This window comes from Bacteroides ndongoniae, from assembly GCF_900108345.1.
In the GTDB taxonomy this organism is placed as follows: domain Bacteria; phylum Bacteroidota; class Bacteroidia; order Bacteroidales; family Bacteroidaceae; genus Bacteroides; species Bacteroides ndongoniae.
This window is the reverse complement of the sequence record NZ_FNVV01000013.1, coordinates 122,648-140,504: the sequence shown is the minus strand read 5'-3', so window position 1 is coordinate 140,504 and position 17,857 is coordinate 122,648. Positions and strand designations below refer to the sequence as shown.

Annotated in this window: 16 protein-coding genes and 4 tRNA genes; 3 read left to right on the top strand and 17 right to left on the bottom strand. The window is 44.5% G+C overall.

Annotation, left to right across the window (positions count from 1 at the left end; translation table 11 throughout):
* Positions 1 to 25 precede the first annotated feature (25 nt).
* From rpoB to rpsU, 15 genes are all read right to left on the bottom strand, one after another.
* Positions 26 to 3,838, bottom strand: coding sequence for a DNA-directed RNA polymerase subunit beta (gene rpoB, locus BQ5591_RS04825; RefSeq protein WP_071148632.1), 3,813 nt, complete (start codon positions 3,836 to 3,838; stop codon positions 26 to 28).
* A 105-nt stretch (positions 3,839 to 3,943) separates the two neighbouring features.
* The gene (gene rplL, locus BQ5591_RS04820; protein ID WP_022020579.1) at positions 3,944 to 4,321 is read right to left on the bottom strand and encodes a 50S ribosomal protein L7/L12; all 378 of its coding nucleotides are present in this window, start codon (positions 4,319 to 4,321) and stop codon (positions 3,944 to 3,946) included.
* 97 nt (positions 4,322 to 4,418) lie between these two features.
* Positions 4,419 to 4,940, bottom strand: a complete 522-nt coding sequence (gene rplJ / locus BQ5591_RS04815; RefSeq protein ID WP_071148631.1) for a 50S ribosomal protein L10 — start codon at positions 4,938 to 4,940, stop codon at positions 4,419 to 4,421.
* 15 nt (positions 4,941 to 4,955) lie between these two features.
* A complete protein-coding gene (gene rplA / locus BQ5591_RS04810; RefSeq protein ID WP_071148630.1) occupies positions 4,956 to 5,654 on the bottom strand; it encodes a 50S ribosomal protein L1 in 699 nt (232 codons plus the stop codon).
* 15 nt (positions 5,655 to 5,669) lie between these two features.
* The gene (gene rplK / locus BQ5591_RS04805) at positions 5,670 to 6,113 is read right to left on the bottom strand and encodes a 50S ribosomal protein L11 (RefSeq protein ID WP_071148629.1); all 444 of its coding nucleotides are present in this window, start codon (positions 6,111 to 6,113) and stop codon (positions 5,670 to 5,672) included.
* Positions 6,114 to 6,171: 58 nt separating this feature from the next.
* Positions 6,172 to 6,714, bottom strand: coding sequence for a transcription termination/antitermination protein NusG (nusG, locus tag BQ5591_RS04800; protein ID WP_071148628.1), 543 nt, complete (start codon positions 6,712 to 6,714; stop codon positions 6,172 to 6,174).
* 13 nt (positions 6,715 to 6,727) lie between these two features.
* A complete protein-coding gene (gene secE, locus BQ5591_RS22150) occupies positions 6,728 to 6,916 on the bottom strand; it encodes a preprotein translocase subunit SecE (RefSeq protein WP_083380883.1) in 189 nt (62 codons plus the stop codon).
* Between the two features lie 14 nt (positions 6,917 to 6,930).
* Positions 6,931 to 7,003, bottom strand: a tRNA-Trp gene (locus BQ5591_RS04795).
* A 56-nt stretch (positions 7,004 to 7,059) separates the two neighbouring features.
* Positions 7,060 to 8,244: an elongation factor Tu gene (gene tuf / locus BQ5591_RS04790; RefSeq protein ID WP_071148627.1), complete on the bottom strand. Its 1,185-nt coding sequence runs from the start codon at positions 8,242 to 8,244 to the stop codon at positions 7,060 to 7,062.
* Between the two features lie 48 nt (positions 8,245 to 8,292).
* Positions 8,293 to 8,364, bottom strand: a tRNA-Thr gene (locus tag BQ5591_RS04785).
* Positions 8,365 to 8,384: 20 nt separating this feature from the next.
* Positions 8,385 to 8,467: transfer RNA gene (locus BQ5591_RS04780), tRNA-Tyr, on the bottom strand.
* A gap of 34 nt (positions 8,468 to 8,501) precedes the next feature.
* A tRNA-Thr gene (locus BQ5591_RS04775) sits at positions 8,502 to 8,575 on the bottom strand.
* 89 nt (positions 8,576 to 8,664) lie between these two features.
* Positions 8,665 to 8,964 carry a ribosome hibernation-promoting factor, HPF/YfiA family gene (gene hpf, locus BQ5591_RS04770; protein WP_022161943.1) on the bottom strand — a complete coding sequence of 100 codons (300 nt, stop codon included), beginning with the start codon at positions 8,962 to 8,964 and terminating at the stop codon, positions 8,665 to 8,667.
* A gap of 18 nt (positions 8,965 to 8,982) precedes the next feature.
* On the bottom strand, positions 8,983 to 9,867 hold the full coding sequence (locus tag BQ5591_RS04765) for a tyrosine recombinase XerC (protein ID WP_071148626.1): 885 nt from the start codon (positions 9,865 to 9,867) through the stop codon (positions 8,983 to 8,985).
* 71 nt (positions 9,868 to 9,938) lie between these two features.
* Complete coding sequence (gene rpsU / locus BQ5591_RS04760; RefSeq protein ID WP_022161941.1) at positions 9,939 to 10,130, bottom strand: 30S ribosomal protein S21; 192 nt, start codon at positions 10,128 to 10,130, stop codon at positions 9,939 to 9,941.
* A gap of 325 nt (positions 10,131 to 10,455) precedes the next feature.
* Here rpsU and BQ5591_RS04755 point away from each other — a divergent pair, with 325 nt between their 5' ends.
* Positions 10,456 to 12,237, top strand: a complete 1,782-nt coding sequence (locus BQ5591_RS04755; protein ID WP_071148625.1) for an aminopeptidase P family protein — start codon at positions 10,456 to 10,458, stop codon at positions 12,235 to 12,237.
* Between the two features lie 39 nt (positions 12,238 to 12,276).
* The gene (locus BQ5591_RS04750) at positions 12,277 to 12,792 is read left to right on the top strand and encodes a gamma carbonic anhydrase family protein (protein WP_022161939.1); all 516 of its coding nucleotides are present in this window, start codon (positions 12,277 to 12,279) and stop codon (positions 12,790 to 12,792) included.
* A gap of 101 nt (positions 12,793 to 12,893) precedes the next feature.
* Here BQ5591_RS04750 and BQ5591_RS04745 read toward each other — a convergent pair whose 3' ends face one another.
* Both BQ5591_RS04745 and gltX read right to left on the bottom strand, forming a co-directional pair.
* Positions 12,894 to 14,120 carry a 3-deoxy-D-manno-octulosonic acid transferase gene (locus BQ5591_RS04745; protein ID WP_071148624.1) on the bottom strand — a complete coding sequence of 409 codons (1,227 nt, stop codon included), beginning with the start codon at positions 14,118 to 14,120 and terminating at the stop codon, positions 12,894 to 12,896.
* A gap of 44 nt (positions 14,121 to 14,164) precedes the next feature.
* Entirely contained in the window at positions 14,165 to 15,691 is a 1,527-nt protein-coding gene (gene gltX, locus BQ5591_RS04740; RefSeq protein WP_071148623.1) for a glutamate--tRNA ligase, read from the bottom strand.
* 97 nt (positions 15,692 to 15,788) lie between these two features.
* Between gltX and BQ5591_RS04735 the strand changes: the two genes are divergently transcribed.
* Positions 15,789 to 17,849, top strand: coding sequence for an HD family phosphohydrolase (locus tag BQ5591_RS04735; RefSeq protein ID WP_022161936.1), 2,061 nt, complete (start codon positions 15,789 to 15,791; stop codon positions 17,847 to 17,849).
* The last annotated feature ends 8 nt before the right edge of the window (positions 17,850 to 17,857 follow it).

Here is a 17,857-nt window from a genome sequence, read left to right as displayed (position 1 = left end):
TTGATTATTGATAAGCAGACGTTAGTTATTCCAAGTTGATACTCAGTCCCAAGCCTCTCAACTCGTGCAACAACACATTCAACGACTCAGGAATGCCCGGAGTAGGCATAGGCTCACCCTTCACAATAGCTTCGTATGCCTTGGAACGTCCTACAACGTCATCAGACTTGATTGTCAAAATCTCCTGCAGAATGTGGGCAGCGCCAAAGGCTTCCAATGCCCAAACCTCCATTTCTCCGAAACGCTGACCACCAAACTGAGCTTTACCACCTAACGGCTGCTGGGTAATCAACGAGTACGGTCCAATAGAACGTGCATGCATCTTATCCTCAACCATGTGACCCAGTTTCAACATATAAGTCACACCTACAGTAGCCTGCTGCTCGAAGGCTTCACCCGTACCACCATCGTACAGAGTTGTCTTTCCGTAACGCGGCAGTCCAGCCTTGTCAGTCCATTCATTCAAGTCGTCCAGCGTAGCACCATCGAAGATAGGAGTAGCAAACTTCACGCCCAGTTTCTTTCCGGCACTACCTAAAACAGCCTCGAATATCTGTCCGATGTTCATACGCGAAGGCACACCCAGCGGGTTCAATACAATATCTACCGGTGTACCGTCGGCCAAGAACGGCATATCCTCCTGACGAACGACACGAGAAACAATACCCTTATTTCCGTGACGACCTGCCATCTTATCACCAACACCGATCTTACGTTTCTTGGCGATATAAACTTTCGCCATCTGAATAATACCGGCAGGCAGCTCATCACCAATGGTAATGGCAAACTTCTTACGCTTCAGTTCTGCATCCAGCTCTTTGTACTTTCTGATGAAGTTCATTATCAAAGCATGGATCAGCTCATTGGTATGTGCGTCTTTCGTCCAGTTGCTTAACTGTATGGTTGTGAAATCAAGATCGCTGAAATCGGAAGCTGAGAAACGTGCGCCTTTAGCGATTACGTCGGTTCCCAGATAATCCTTCACACCTTCGGATGTGTAGTTTTCTGTCAGCTTCAACAGCTTATTGATAAGGATCTTTTTCAGATCAGCAACCTTTCCTTCAAATTCATCATCGATCTTGGGCAACAGTGCCTTGTCGGCCAGCTTAGAGCTGCGGGTCTTGATAACACGCGAGAACAGACGCTTGCCGATAACAACACCCTTCAATGACGGAGATGCCTTCAAAGAAGCGTCTTTCACATCGCCAGCCTTGTCACCAAAGATAGCACGAAGAAGTTTCTCCTCCGGCGACGGATCAGATTCACCCTTCGGAGTAATCTTACCGATAAGGATATCACCCGGCTCGATGCGAGCACCTACACGAACAATACCATTATCATCCAAGTCTTTCGTAGCTTCTTCACTGACGTTAGGAATATCTGACGTCAATTCTTCCATACCACGTTTCGTTTCACGAACTTCCAAAGAATATTCTTCAACGTGTACAGAAGTCAAAATATCTTCACGAACAACACGTTCATTCAATACAATAGCATCCTCGTAGTTGTAACCCTTCCAAGGCATATAAGCCACCAAAAGGTTCTTACCCAATGCCAATTCACCATTTTCGGTAGAATAACCTTCGGTCAGGATCTGGCCTTTCGTCACACGTTGACCCTTTTCACAAATCGGGCGGAGGTCGATGGTCATATTCTGGTTCGTTCTGCGCCATTTCGGAATGCGGTATTCCTTCAATGCAGGCTCAAAACTTACAAATTCTTCATCTTCCGTACGGTCGTAAAGGATGCGAATCGTTGTTGCGTCTACGAAATCAACCACACCTTCACCCTCGGCAGCGATTTGTGTACGAGAATCACGAGCCAACTGACGCTCGATACCAGTACCCACAATCGGCGCTTCGCTACGAAGCAGAGGAACAGCCTGGCGCATCATGTTCGATCCCATCAACGCACGGTTAGCATCATCGTGCTCAAGGAACGGAATCAATGAAGCGGCAATAGAGGCAATCTGCTGCGGAGATACGTCCATCAATTCTACTTCACTGGGCGGTACAACCGGGTAATCGGCATCCTGACGTGACTTAACCTTATCGCGAATAAACGTACCGTCATCATTCAACGGTGCATTTCCCTGCGCAATAATCTTGCCTTCTTCTTCTTCGGCCGACAGGTAAAGCAAACCTTCGGGCGACAAATCGACCTTGCCGTTGGAAACCTTACGGTAAGGAGTCTCAATAAAGCCCAGATCATTGATCTTCGCAAATACACAGAGCGAAGAAATCAAACCGATGTTCGGACCTTCAGGCGTTTCAATCGGACACAGACGACCATAGTGAGTATAGTGTACGTCGCGCACCTCGAAACCTGCACGTTCACGAGACAAACCACCAGGACCCAGCGCAGACATACGGCGCTTGTGCGTAATTTCTGCCAGAGGATTGGTCTGATCCATGAACTGAGACAAAGCATTCGTTCCGAAGAATGAATTTATAACAGAAGAGATTGTCTTCGCATTGATCAAATCAATCGGAGTGAACACCTCATTATCACGGACATTCATGCGTTCACGAATCGTACGTGACATACGGGCCAGACCGATAGCAAACTGATTGGAAAGCTGCTCTCCCACTGTACGTACACGACGGTTGCTCAAGTGGTCGATATCATCGACATCAGCCTTCGAGTTAATCAATTCAATCAGATACTTGATAATCTCAATAATATCTTCTTTTGTAAGTACCCTTACAGACATATCTGTTGTCAGATTCAGTTTCTTATTGATACGGTAACGACCAACATCACCCAAATCATATCTCTTTTCAGAGAAGAACAGATTATTGATGACTTCACGGGCACTCGCATCATCGGCAGGATCGGCATTACGCAACTGACGATAGATGTAAAGGACAGCTTCCTTCTCAGAGTTACTCGGGTCCTTCTGCAGGGTATTATATATAATAGAGTAATCAGACTGGTTCGGTTCTTCCTTATGAACAAGGATATTCTGAATGCCTGACTCAAGAATAATATCAATATGTTCCGGTTCAATTACAGTTTCGCGGTCGATAACAACCTCGTTACGCTCGATAGAAACTACTTCACCGGTATCCTCATCAACAAAATCTTCAATCCACGTTTTCAACACACGTGCAGCCAACTTACGGCCCACAATCTTCTTCAGATTGGCCTTGTTCACTTTCACGTCTTCTGCCAAATCGAAAATTTCAAGAATATCTTTATCATTCTCGAAACCAATAGCTCTAAGCAAAGTTGTTACAGGTAACTTCTTCTTACGGTCGATATATGCATACATAACGTTGTTAATGTCTGTAGCAAATTCGATCCAAGAGCCTTTAAACGGAATAATACGGGCAGAATATAATTTTGTACCATTAGCATGTACGCTCTGACCAAAGAACACACCCGGAGAACGGTGCAACTGCGATACAACAACACGCTCAGCACCATTAATAACGAACGTCGCCTTATCGGTCATATAAGGGATAGGTCCCAAAAAGACATCCTGAATCACTGTATCAAAATCCTCGTGATCAGGGTCGGTACAATACAGTTTCAACTTTGCCTTCAAGGGGACACTATAAGTAAGCCCTCGCTCTATACATTCGTCGATGCTATAGCGCGGCGGATCAATATAGTAGTCCAAAAACTCAAGAACAAAATTGTTTCTTGTATCAGCTATGGGGAAGTTTTCAGCAAATACCTTGTATAGTCCCTCGTTCTTACGTTTCTCGGGCGGGGTATCCAGTTGTAAAAAGTCTTTAAATGACTTCAATTGTACTTCCAAGAAATCTGGATATTCCAGTGGGTTCTTAGTTGAAGCAAAATTAACTCGTTGATTTACAGTATTTGAAGACATCTGTTAATGGATTTGTAGAACTTAATTTTAAATATATACACAAAAAGGTTAAGAACCCTTTTCACGAAGGGTTCCTAACCGACTTACCTGATTTACAGGCTAATTTTATTTAAGTTCAACTTCAGCTCCAGCTTCTTCCAATGTTTTCTTCAATGATTCTGCTTCGTCCTTAGCCAAACCTTCTTTTACTACACTAGGAGCACCATCAACCATGTCCTTAGCTTCTTTCAAGCCAAGACCACAAGCTTCCTTAACGGCCTTAACAACCTGAAGTTTAGCTGCACCAGCGCTCTTCAATACTACATCGAAAGAAGTCTTTTCTTCAGCAGCAGCTGCACCAGCAGCAGCGGGGCCAGCAGCAACAGCAACAGCTGCAGCAGCAGGTTCAATACCATATTCTTCTTTCAAGATTGTTGCAAGTTCATTAACTTCTTTTACTGTCAAGTTAACTAATTGTTCTGCAAAAGCTTTCAAATCTGCCATTTTTGTATGATTTTAATTGTTTAATACTAAATAAATTGATTATAATTTTTTTGAATCACACAAGCTTATAACAAGCCTGCGACTCTTTGTTTGAAGCTTACGCTTCGGTACGTTCACCAAGAGTTTTGAGAACTCCGTGAAGGGTGTTACCACCTGATTGCAGAGCAGAAATAACGTTCTTGGCCGGAGATTGCAGCAATGCAACAATATCAGCAATAACTTCATTTTTACTCTTAATAGCTACGAGAGCATCCAACTGGTCAGCACCAACATAGAAGCTTTCCTCTGCATATGCAGCCTTCAGTCCAGGAATACCATCTTTAGCCTTATCCTTGATCAACTTAGCCGGTGCGTTTGCAACATTGCAGAACATTACGGCAGTTGTTCCTTTCAAGCATCCATAAACCGGAGAAAAATCGCCCTCCAAGCTTTCCAAAGCTTTGTGGAAAAGAGTATTCTTAACCACCATCAGCTTAATGCCTGCCTTGAAACACTCAGCTCTTAATGCGCTAGTAGCAGCAGCATTCATAGCTGTAGTATCTACCAGATAGAAATGGCCATATTCCTTTACTGTAGCAGCAATCTGCTCAATAATCGTACTTTTATCTTCCTTTCTCATTATTACTCCGTTTTATTAGATTTCTTCAACAGATTTCGGGTCAATCTTAATGCCTGCACTCATTGTGCTAGAAAGATAAATACTCTTAATATATGTACCCTTGGCTGCGGTCGGCTTCAATTTATTCAAAGTAGAGATGAATTCTTTCGCATTATCGCGAATTTGCTCAGCACTAAATGAAACTTTGCCAATTGAAGTATGAACAATACCACTCTTATCAACCTTAAAGTCGATCTTACCTTGTTTTACTTCTCTTACAGCTTTAGCAACATCCATAGTTACAGTGCCACTTTTCGGGTTAGGCATCAATCCACGGGGACCGAGCACACGACCGAGTGCACCAATTTTACCCATGATAGACGGCATCGTGATAATCACATCAACATCAGTCCATCCACCTTTGATCTTTTCAATATATTCGTCAAGACCAACATAGTCAGCACCAGCTTCTTTTGCAGCAGCTTCAGCATCGGGAGTACAAAGTACCAAAACCCGTACAACCTTACCTGTTCCATGAGGAAGTGATACAACGCCTCTCACCATCTGGTTAGCTTTACGAGGGTCAACGCCCAAACGTACGTCTATATCCAATGAAGCATCAAACTTAGTAAAAGTGATATCCTTTACCAATTGAGAAGCTTCTTTGAGAGAGTATGCTTTCCCTGCTTCAATTTTTTCTGCAGCTAACTTTTGATTTTTTGTCAGTTTACCCATTCTAATTGAAGTTTATTAATTATTAACCGGGAACTCCCCTTTTACAGTAATACCCATACTTCTCGCTGTACCTGCAACCATTTTCATAGCAGCTTCTACAGTAAAACAGTTCAAGTCAACCAATTTGTCTTGAGCAATTGCACGTACCTGTTCCCAAGTTACCTCGGCAACTTTCTTACGGTTAGGCTCAGCAGAACCACTCTTTACCTTAGCTATTTCAAGCAACTGAATAGCAACGGGAGGAGTCTTGATTACAAAATCGAAAGACTTGTCTGCGTAGTAAGTGATAATAACAGGAAGTATCTTTCCTGCTTTGTCTTGGGTTCTGGCGTTGAATTGCTTGCAAAATTCCATGATATTGATTCCCTTAGAACCCAATGCAGGTCCAACGGGAGGTGATGGATTTGCCGCGCCTCCTTTAATCTGTAATTTGATTAGTCCAGCAACTTCTTTAGCCATTTTTTTAATGATTTATATATAAAACATTAATGAAGAATACTACAGCGTAACACCTGCACTATTCTTTCTCAACTTGCATAAAGCCTAATTCAAGCGGAGTTTTCCGCCCAAATATCTTTACCATGACCTTCAGTTTCTTCTTCTCAGTATTCACTTCCTCAATGATTCCACTGAAGCCTGTGAACGGACCGTAATTCACCTTTACCGTCTCGCCGACAACATACGGGATATTCAACTCTTCAGTTGCATCCTGAAGTTCATCGACCGTACCAAGAATACGGTTAACCTCCGATTGTCTCAAAGGAACCGGTTTTTCTGATCCACCTAAAAAGCCTATCACATTAGGAGTATTTCTCAAATGATGAGCAACCTCACCCACAAGAGCAGCCTCCACCAAAACATACCCAGGAAGATAACTTCTTTCCTTCACAATTTTCTTACCATTGCGAACCTGGTATACCTTTTCGGTAGGAATCAACACCTGAGATACATAATCACCAAGGTCGCTGTTCTTAATATCAGCTTCAAGGTATTCCTTTACCTTAGTTTCTTTTCCGCTAATAGCACGCAGAACGTACCACTTCTTTTCAACCTCAGACATTTTTCCTTAATTTTTAATGTGGATAAACAAATTCCATTACATTCTGGAAACATAGATCCATCAGAAATACTACCACTGCAATTAGTAGGGAAGCATATAAAACAACTACTGCACTGCTAGTAAGTTCAGAATACGTGGGCCACGACACTTTATGCACAAGTTCGTCGTAAGTCTCTTTAAAATAAGCTATAATCTTCTTCATTTTAAAAATATTAGCACGGGAGGAGAGGCTCGAACTCCCGACACCCGGTTTTGGAGACCGGTGCTCTACCAACTGAGCTACTCCCGTTTGAACATAATCAGTTCCCAGCTGAAGACCGGGAACTGATTTATATATTTAGACTATTAGTCCAGAATTTCTGTAATCTGACCAGAACCTACTGTACGTCCACCTTCGCGGATAGCGAAACGCAAACCTACGTTCAAGGCAACCGGATAGATCAAAGTAACAGTGATTTCTACGTTATCACCAGGCATTACCATTTCTACACCTTCAGGGAGAGTGATTTCACCTGTACAGTCCATAGTACGCAGATAGAACTGAGGACGGTATTTGTTGTGGAACGGAGTGTGACGACCACCTTCTTCTTTCTTCAAAACATAGATAGAAGCTTTGAACTTAGAGTGAGGCTTAATCTGACCCGGCTTGCAGAGAACCATACCACGTTTGATTTCGTTCTTGTCGATACCACGGAGCAACAGACCTACGTTATCACCAGCTTCACCTTCGTCCAACAGTTTGCGGAACATTTCAACACCAGTTACAACTGACTTCTTGTCTTCACCCAAACCAAGGATTTCAACTTCATCACCTACGTGAATAACACCAGCCTCGATACGACCAGTTGCTACAGTACCACGACCAGTAATTGAGAATACGTCCTCAACAGGCATCAAGAAAGGTTTATCGATATCACGCGGAGGCAGAGGAATCCAAGTATCGCAAGCATCCATCAACTCCATAACTTTCTCTTCCCACTTTTCAACGCCGTTCAATGCGCCAAGAGCAGAACCCTGGATAAACGGAGTGTTGTCACCATCAAATTCATAAGCAGACAACAGTTCACGCATTTCCATTTCAACAAGCTCCAACATTTCGGGATCGTCTACCATATCGCACTTGTTCATAAATACAACAAGTCTCGGTACGTTTACCTGACGAGCCAACAGGATGTGCTCACGAGTCTGAGGCATCGGACCATCAGTTGCAGCAACTACGATGATAGCACCATCCATCTGAGCAGCACCAGTAACCATGTTCTTTACGTAGTCGGCGTGTCCCGGGCAGTCTACGTGAGCATAGTGACGGTTAGCAGTTTCATATTCTACGTGAGAAGTATTGATAGTGATACCTCTTTCCTTTTCTTCAGGAGCGTTATCAATCTGATCGAAAGACTTAACTTCTGACAGACCTTTCTTTGCCAACACTGTAGTGATAGCAGCTGTCAACGTGGTTTTACCGTGGTCTACGTGACCAATTGTACCAATGTTTACGTGAGGTTTGGTACGTTCGAATTTCTCTTTAGCCATAGCTTTACTTGTTATTTATTTGATTAATAATCAGCTTACACTTTTATGAGCTGTTACCGGGACTTGAACCCGGGACCTCTTCCTTACCAAGGAAGTGCTCTACCGCTGAGCTATAACAGCAAGAGGAGGAAATAAGAGTGTGGGCAAAGATGGATTCGAACCACCGAAGGCGTAAGCCAGCAGATTTACAGTCTGCCCCATTTGGCCACTCTGGTATTTGCCCTAAAAAGCAAAGAACTCTTTTCCTTTTTTTTGAGAGCCTCTTGTCGGATTCGAACCAACGACCCCGAGATTACAAATCACGTGCTCTGGCCAACTGAGCTAAAGAGGCTTATTTTATGCAGCCGCTGCATCCTTGCTTAGGCTAAGCGGCTGCAAATTTAGGCATTTATTTTTTACCCGCAAAATTTTAGCGGATTTTTATTTGTTTCGTTGTTTTTCCTTGTACTTAACCAGCTGCTTTTCCAAAGCATCCAGACACAAGTCTACCGCTTCTTCGAAAGAGTCGCAAACTTTATTTGCATAAAATTCGCCATTCGGAACCAGCACTTTAACACCAGCTTCCTTATTTTCTGCAGTTTCTGGTTTAACTACCTTTAATGACACCTCTACTTTCTGTATATCATCGTAAAATCGCTCCAACTTAGCAGCTTTCTTCTGAATAAAAGCCTGCAATTGCTCTGACGCATCAAAGTGAATTGATTGAATTCTTACTTCCATAGTTACCTCCTTTTTTATTTAGGCCCGAGGATGAGCCTGGTTATACACTTTTTTTAGCTCCTCAAATGTAGTATGCGTATAAACCTCAGTCGTCGCCAAACTTTCATGCCCCAGCAATTCTTTAATCGCAACTAACTTTGCATCATGATTCAGCATCGTTGTCGCAAAAGTATGCCGCAGCACGTGTGGACTCCTTTTCTTTATAGCAACTACCTTTGAAAGAGTTCGTTTCACAAGGTTGGTAACGAAACTCCGAGAAAGACATTCACCGTTTTCGCGAATAAAAAAAGCATTCGACCGAACCGGCGCTACCTCATTTCTCCTGTTGACATACTCGGACATCATCACCTTCAGTTCTTCGCCAAAGGGAATCAAGCGTTGCTTATTTCTTTTTCCCGTCACTTTAATCTGAGAAAGAGAAAAATCAACATCTCCATCATCAAGTCCGATCAGTTCGGCGAGACGCATTCCTGTTACATAGAACATTTCTATAACCAAGCGATCCCGACAACCTTTAAATCCTTCACCGAAATCCGTATCATCCAGCACACGATCCATATCACTCTCCTTTAAAAAGACAGGCAAGACCTTCTTCTTTTTAGGAGCCACCACTCTTCGCAGCGGGTCAGAATCCACTTCTCCTTTGCGGAGCAGAAACTTGTAATAAGATCTGAGCGAACTCAACTTTCGGTTAATCGTAGAAGCAAGAAGCCCTTTATCCATCAAGCTTATCACCCATTCACGGATAAGTTCCGCATCTACTTCCGAAGGAGTCAAGTCTCCGACTTTTTCTTCTATAAAATCTTGCAGATCTTGGATATCAGCTTTATAATAGGCTACTGTCCCCGCCGAATAATTCCGCTCATACCGCAAATATTCTATAAAAGCATCTGTCAACAACATATCGCTACATCAATAATTCATGCAACGAATGTATGAAAAGAATTCAATACTTCAAAGGAATTTACGAATTATTAATCCTCTACTTGCTGAAGTTTTTGAACATAAACGGCATGCTCTTTCTTAAGTCTCTTAATTACAGACGGTTTGTCGAATTGCTGTCTGTTTCTTAATTCCTTAATAATGCCAGTCTTTTCAAATTTTCTTTTGAACTTCTTCAGCGCTTTTTCAATGTTTTCGCCTTCTTTTACAGGTACTACAATCATTTTTTTGTTTTTTAGTTGTTAATAGGTTAAAAATCTCACGATTAATTCGAGCCGCAAAAATACACATACTTTCTTTATTCACAAAACATTCCGAAGAAAAATCATAGAATAAGACTGAAAATCATGTTTTTCCAACAGCAACAAGCTAGTCATTCTTCAAAGCTATCAACCCAAAGACTTCCGATTCCCAAATACAGAAAACCGACGAAACGAACTCTCCTCTCTTCGATTCAACACAACTTAAGCCCACCAAAGTTGAATTATTAAAAGAAAGTAAGTAACTTTGGTGAAAAATCATTCCTTTTATATATAATATGTACGCAATATGAATCCAAACACCAATCTGCGTATTAAAGCGCTCCGAACTATTATGGAAAAAGAAGGCATAGCAGCCTTCATCATTCCAAGTACCGACCCACACTTAAGTGAATATGTAGCCCCACACTGGGAATCGAGAAAATGGATCTCGGGATTTACAGGATCAGCCGGCACAGTGGTCATAACTCACCATGAAGCCGGTTTATGGACCGACTCCCGCTACTTTTTACAGGCGGCACAACAGTTAGAAGGTACTGAAATAGTATTATATAAAGAAATGCTGCCAGAAACTCCCTCTATACCGGCATTTCTGGCTGCTCACCTAAAAGCCGAAGAGACGGTAGGTATTGACGGCAAAATGTTTTCTGCCACACAAGTTGCTTTACTGGAAAAAGAATTGGCCGAAGCAAATATTTCTATCAAAGCCATTGCCGATCCCATGGAGGAACTGTGGACAGACCGTCCATCCATCCCAAACACCCCAGCTTTTATCTACGACATCTGTTATGCAGGAAAAAGCTGCGAAGAGAAAATAGAGACTATCCGTAAGGCTATCCTAAAAGACGATGCAAAGTACATTCTGCTCACAGCTTTGGACGAGATAGCCTGGACACTCAATATCCGCGGGAACGACGTACACTGCAACCCCGTTGTTATCAGCTATTTACTAATAGGACAGGATAGTGTACATTTCTTTATCGAACCAGAGAAAGTAACCAAAGAACTTGCAGCATACCTCCATCACAGCAAGATAGAAATACATTCTTATAATGAAATCGAGCAATTCCTGAAGCAACTGAACAATACAAGCATACTGGCAGAGCCATCCAAAACCAATTATTCGGTCTATTCGGCTATCGCTCCGGAATGTACGATCGTAACCGGTCCTTCCCCTGTAAGTCTGCTGAAAGCAATCCGCAACGAACAGGAGATAAGCGGAATACGTTCGGCTATGTTAAAGGACGGCGTAGCTCTTGTCAAATTCCTGAAATGGCTTGAGACAGCCGTACCGACCGGCAAGGAAACCGAAATCAGCATCGATAAAAAACTGCATGAACTCCGGGCCGCCCAACCTCTCTACATCGGCGAGAGCTTCGATACCATCGCCGGCTATAAAGAACACGGCGCCATCGTTCATTACGAAGCTACACCGGAAACGGACGTTGTTCTCAAGCCCGAAGGGTTCTTACTGCTGGATTCGGGGGCACAGTACCTGGACGGAACAACCGACATTACCCGTACCATTGCACTGGGCGAACTGACCGAAGAAGAAAAGACCGACTACACCCTCATCCTGAAAGGACATATCGCATTGGCCATGGCCGTTTTCCCCGAAGGAACACGAGGAGCCCAATTGGACGTATTGGCTCGTATGCCGATATGGCAGCATCACATGAACTTCCTCCACGGGACAGGTCATGGGGTAGGACATTTCCTGAATGTGCATGAAGGACCGCAAAGCATCCGGATGAACGAAAACCCTGTCACCCTGCACGTCGGCATGCTTACTTCGAACGAACCTGGAGTCTACAAAGCCGGAAGCCACGGCATACGAACCGAAAATCTGGTACTGACCATACCGGCAGGCGAGGGCATGTTCGGCAACTATCTCAAGTTCGAGACTGTGACCCTATGTCCTATCTGTACGAAAGGCATTATTAAGTCATTGTTAACTACCGAAGAAGTCAACTGGCTGAATGATTATCACCATACAGTATACGAAAAACTTTCGCCACTTCTTGATGAAGACGAATGCCAATGGTTAAAGAACGCTTGCCAAGCAATTTAAGCACATCAATCTGTCAATCACATAATAAAAACTAAAAATATGGCATTAATAAAATCAGTAAGAGGATTTACACCCGAAATTGGAGAAAATTGTTTTTTGGCCGACAATGCCACCATCGTCGGCGATGTAAAAATGGGTCGTGACTGTAGTGTGTGGTTCAACGCCGTCCTACGAGGAGATGTCAATTCCATCCGTATCGGTAATGGAGTCAATATCCAGGATGGCAGCGTACTGCATACACTGTACGAAAAATCGACTATCGAAATCGGAGACCATGTTTCTGTAGGCCATAACGTTACAATCCACGGTGCAACCATCAAAGACTATGCTCTGGTAGGCATGGGAGCCACCATCCTGGATCATGCAGTAGTAGGCGAAGGCGCCATCGTCGCCGCCGGCTCTCTGGTATTGAGCAACACAGTCATCGAACCGGGAAGTATCTGGGGAGGAGTACCCGCCAAGTTCATCAAGAAAGTAGACCCCGAACAGGCCAAAGAGCTGAACCAGAAGATAGCCCACAATTACCTGATGTACTCACAATGGTATAAAGAATAACCACAAACTTGTTATTTCATACCTATAAATACTTTTTCAGCCGCCTCCGGCAACATGTCCAGAGGCGGCTGAAAATCATTAAAATATAAAGTTGGGAAAAATCAGAAATTAATCATTCCCAATATCTTATCCGTTGCACCGGCATTACCCGTCACATATTGTCCGGCATTCACACCAGTCTCTTTCAAGAACTTTTCGTCGGTAAGCAGACGGTCAAGCAACGCTTTCAGTTCCTCATAGTTCTTGATTGAGTAAGCACCTTTTGACTCGATCAGCTGAATAGCTTCCTGAAACTTCTGATACTTGGGACCCAAAATAACGGGAATGCCATAAACCGCTGCTTCGAGCGTATTGTGAATGCCTACCCCAAAACCGCCGCCAATATAAGCAATCTCACCATAACGGTAAATAGACGAAAGCAGGCCGAAGCAGTCTATAATCAGACAATCAGCCTTACGCACATTCGTTTCATCGGCACGGGTATAGCGCACATAAGGACGCTTCAGCTTACCGATTATCTCTACCAGATGGTTCTCATCAATCACATGAGGAGCAATAATCAGCTTGATTTCCGGATGCTGATTGAAATATTCAATAAACAAATCCTCATCGGGTTGCCAGGAACTACCTGCAACGAAAGTCATGGTATTGTTCTTAAACGCCTCAACCAGCGGCAGCACTTTCGCTTCCTCGCGTATTTGCAGCACACGGTCGAAACGGGTATCTCCCACTACTGTCACACGATTGATGCCAATCTTGGCCAGATAGCGTTTGGAGCGTTCGTTCTGCACAAACAGATGATCGAAGTTACGGAGTACATTGCGATACGTCCCCCCATACCACTTGAAGAATATCTGCCCACGGCGGAATATGGAAGAAACGCTATACACCGGAATGCAACGTCTGTGCAGTTCGTCCAAGTAGTTCTTCCAGAATTCGTACTTGATAAAGAACGCCATACAAGGATTTACCAGATCCAGAAACTTGCGTACGTTACGAGGTTTGTCAAAAGGCAGATAGCACACTACGTCTGCCCCTCTATAGTTCTTGCGCACTTCATAGCCCGACGGCGAGAAGAATGTCAGCAAGATTCCGTATTCGGGATACTTTTCGCGTATCTTCTCGATGAGCGGACGGCCCTGCTCGAACTCGCCCAGCGAAGCAGCATGAAACCAGATATAACGTACATTCTTGTCCAACTGCTGACGCAACAGTTCATACACCACCCAATGCCCTTTCATCATCTTCCGGGGCTTGCGGCTGAACGGAGCATCCAGATGAACAAGAATATCATAAATGGCAATCGCCAAATTGTAAAGTACGCTCATTTAGTCAAGAATTAGAGGTACAACTTTTGTTGATATTGCAAATCTCAGCCTATCACTTCTACCGCACGCTGTATGCGTTGCAATGTTTCTTCCTTGCCCAGAAGTTCTGTAATGTCGAACATGTGGGGGCCTTTGCATTCGCCTACGACAGCCAGACGGAAAGCATTCATCACATTGCCCATATGATATCCTTTCTCGGTAATCCAGCCTATTACAACATCTTCGGCAGGTTTCGACGAAAAGTCTTCGATGCCACGCAATACTTCCATCAGTTCACCCATAATGCGTGGAGTATCTTCCGACCAGCGTTTCTTTACATCCTTTTCTGCATAAGTGGCAGGTGCAACAAAGAAGAAAGCAGCCTGTGCCCAAAGTTCCTTCACGAAGTTCACACGACCCTTCACCAAAGAAACCACTTTCGTCAGATATTCATCAGAATACTTGCTGACATCAACACCATTGTCTGCCAGAACCGGCTTGAACAACTGTGCAATTTCTTCGTCGGACTTGCGCAGAATATATTCATGGTTAAACCAGATACCTTTCTTATAGTCGAACTTCGCACCAGACTTGCTGCAATGACTCAGGTTGAACAGCTTCACCAGCTCATCCATCGACATCAGCTCCTGATCGTTACCGGGGTTCCATCCCAGCAAAGCAAGGAAGTTGATGACCGCTTCGGGCAGATAGCCTGACTCGCGATAACCCGACGACACTTCGCCCGTCTTCGGATCTTGCCACTCCAGCGGGAATACCGGGAATCCCAGACGATCACCATCGCGCTTACTCAGTTTACCGTTGCCTTCAGGCTTCAGCAACAGAGGCAGATGCGCGAACTGGGGCATCGTATCTTCCCATCCGAAAGCACGGTAAAGCAATACATGCAAAGGAGCAGAAGGCAACCACTCTTCACCACGGATCACATGCGACACTTCCATCAGATGGTCGTCCACAATATTGGCCAGGTGATAAGTAGGCAATTCGTCGGCCGACTTGTAGAGTACTTTATCGTCGAGAATCGAGGAATTGATGACCACTTCGCCACGGATAAGGTCGTTCACATGCACGTCTTCGTTCGGTTCAATCCGGAAGCGAACTACATATTGCTTGCCGTCGGCAATCAAGGCATCTACCTCTTCCTTAGGCATCGTGAGCGAATTGCGCATCTGCATACGAGTCGAAGCGTCATACTGGAAGTTAGGAATCTCCTTACGCTTTGCTTCCAGTTCCTCGGGAGTATCGAAAGCTATATAAGCCTTGCCGGCATCGAGCAACACCTGCACATATTTCTTGTAAATATCGCGACGTTCCGACTGACGGTAAGGACCGTAATTTCCGCCGAAGCTAACTCCCTCGTCGAAGGGAATGCCCAGCCACTTGAAAGACTCTAAAATATATTCCTCGGCACCCGGCACAAAGCGGTTGCTGTCAGTATCTTCTATACGAAAAATGAGATCGCCTCCATGCTGACGTGCAAAGAGGTAGTTATATAAAGCAGTACGCACACCTCCGATGTGCAATGCGCCCGTTGGACTTGGAGCAAAACGGACTCTGACTCTTCTTTCTGTCATAATCTTCCTTACTTATAAATAATTTAGATGGCAAAATTAAGCCTTTTTTTCCACACTATTGTTTTTTTTTGTACTTTTCGCAAAAAATTCAAGCATTATGAGCTATTTCAACGAGAAACAGACCCGACTCTACAGAAATTTGCTATATAGAGCACTGATTTTCATCGGTACTGTCGCCCTTATTGTATACTTTCTGCCCCGCGACGGCAAATTCAACTACCAGTTTGATATTGACAAACCGTGGAAGTACGGCCAACTGATGGCTACCTTCGACTTTCCCATCTACAAGGACGATAAGGTAGTGAAACACGAGCAAGACAGCATACTGGCCAACTTCCAGCCTTACTATCAGGTAGACAACAGCATCGGCCAGGCTGCCATCAACAAGCTGAAGAACGATTATCAGCACCATTTGCGAGATATTCTGCCTTCGTCTGACTATCTCCGCCATCTGGAGAAAAAGCTGACTGAAGTCTACAGTGCCGGCATACTATCGACCGACAATCTTGAGCAGCTCCGTCAAGACAGCACGGCAGCCATCATGATTATCGACGACAAACTGGCCCAACAACGCAATACCGACAAGCTGTTTTCGGTAAAAAGCGCCTATGCCTACCTGATGAACGCCGACACCGTGCACTATCGCCGCGACCTTCTGCGCCAATGCTCGCTCAACGAATATCTGTTGCCTAACCTTACCTACGATCAGGAACGTACGGAAAGCGCACGGAAAGAAGTGCTCAACAACTACTCCTGGGCCAACGGCATCGTACTGAGCGGACAGAAAATCATCGACCGGGGTGAAATTGTCGACCAGGAAACCTACAACATACTGGAAAGTCTGCGCAAAGAGTCCATCCAACGCAGCGAATCGGTAGGACAGAAACGTCTGATGCTGAGCGGACAGATTCTGTTTGTCAGCATCTTCATGCTCTGTTTCATGCTCTATCTCGACCTGTTCCGCAAAGACTACTATCTGCGCAAGGGCAGCCAGTCGTTGCTCTTCACACTTATCATGTTCTATTGCGTCATCACGGCCATCATGGTAGCCAACAACATCTTCAATGTCTACATCCTGCCTTACGCCATGTTGCCCATCATCATCCGGGTATTCCTCGACTCACGTACGGCTTTCCTTACTCATGTGGTAACCATCCTGATCTGCTCCATCTGCTTGCGCTACCCTCACGAGTTCATTTTGCTTCAGATATCTGCAGGTATGGTGGCCATCTACAGTCTGCGTGAATTGTCGCAACGCTCGCAGCTGTTCAAGACAGCCTTGCTGGTCATTCTGACTTATGCTACCGTATACTTTGCCTTCGAACTGATAACTGAAAACGACCTGTCAAAACTGAACGGTAGCATGTATACTTACTTCATCATCAACGGCATACTGCTGCTGTTCACCTATCCGTTGCTTTTCTTACTGGAAAAGACATTCGGTTTCACGTCCAACGTCACACTGGTCGAACTGTCGAACATCAACAACAGCTTGCTGCGGCGTATGTCCGAAACCGTACCTGGCACCTTCCAGCACTCCATGCAGGTAGCCAACCTGGCTGCCGAAGCTGCCAACCGCATCGGCGCCAAAAGCCAGCTGGTACGTACAGGAGCCTTATATCATGACATCGGCAAAATGGAGAATCCGGTATTCTTTACCGAAAACCAGTCCGGAGGAATCAATCCGCATAAGAACCTGAGTTACGAACAAAGCGCACAGGTAGTTATCAGTCATGTAACGGGCGGACTGAAATTGGCCGAAAAGAACAATCTGCCCAAAGTAATCAAAGAGTTTATCTCGACCCACCACGGACGTGGAAAGACAAAATACTTCTACATCTCGTGGAAAAACGAACATCCCAACGAGGAACCCAACGACGAACTTTTCACCTATCCGGGTCCTAATCCGTTCACCAAGGAACAAGCCATTCTAATGATGGCCGACTCGGTAGAAGCCGCTTCGCGCAGCTTGCCCGAATATACAGAAGAAAGTATCAGCAATCTGGTAGAGAAAATCATCGATTCGCAGGTAGAAGACGGCTACTTCAAGGAATGCCCCATCACCTTCAAGGACATCGCCACCGTGAAAGCCGTATTCAAAGAAAAGCTGAAAACGATGTATCACACCCGCATCAGCTATCCCGAACTGAAGAAATAGACGTTGAA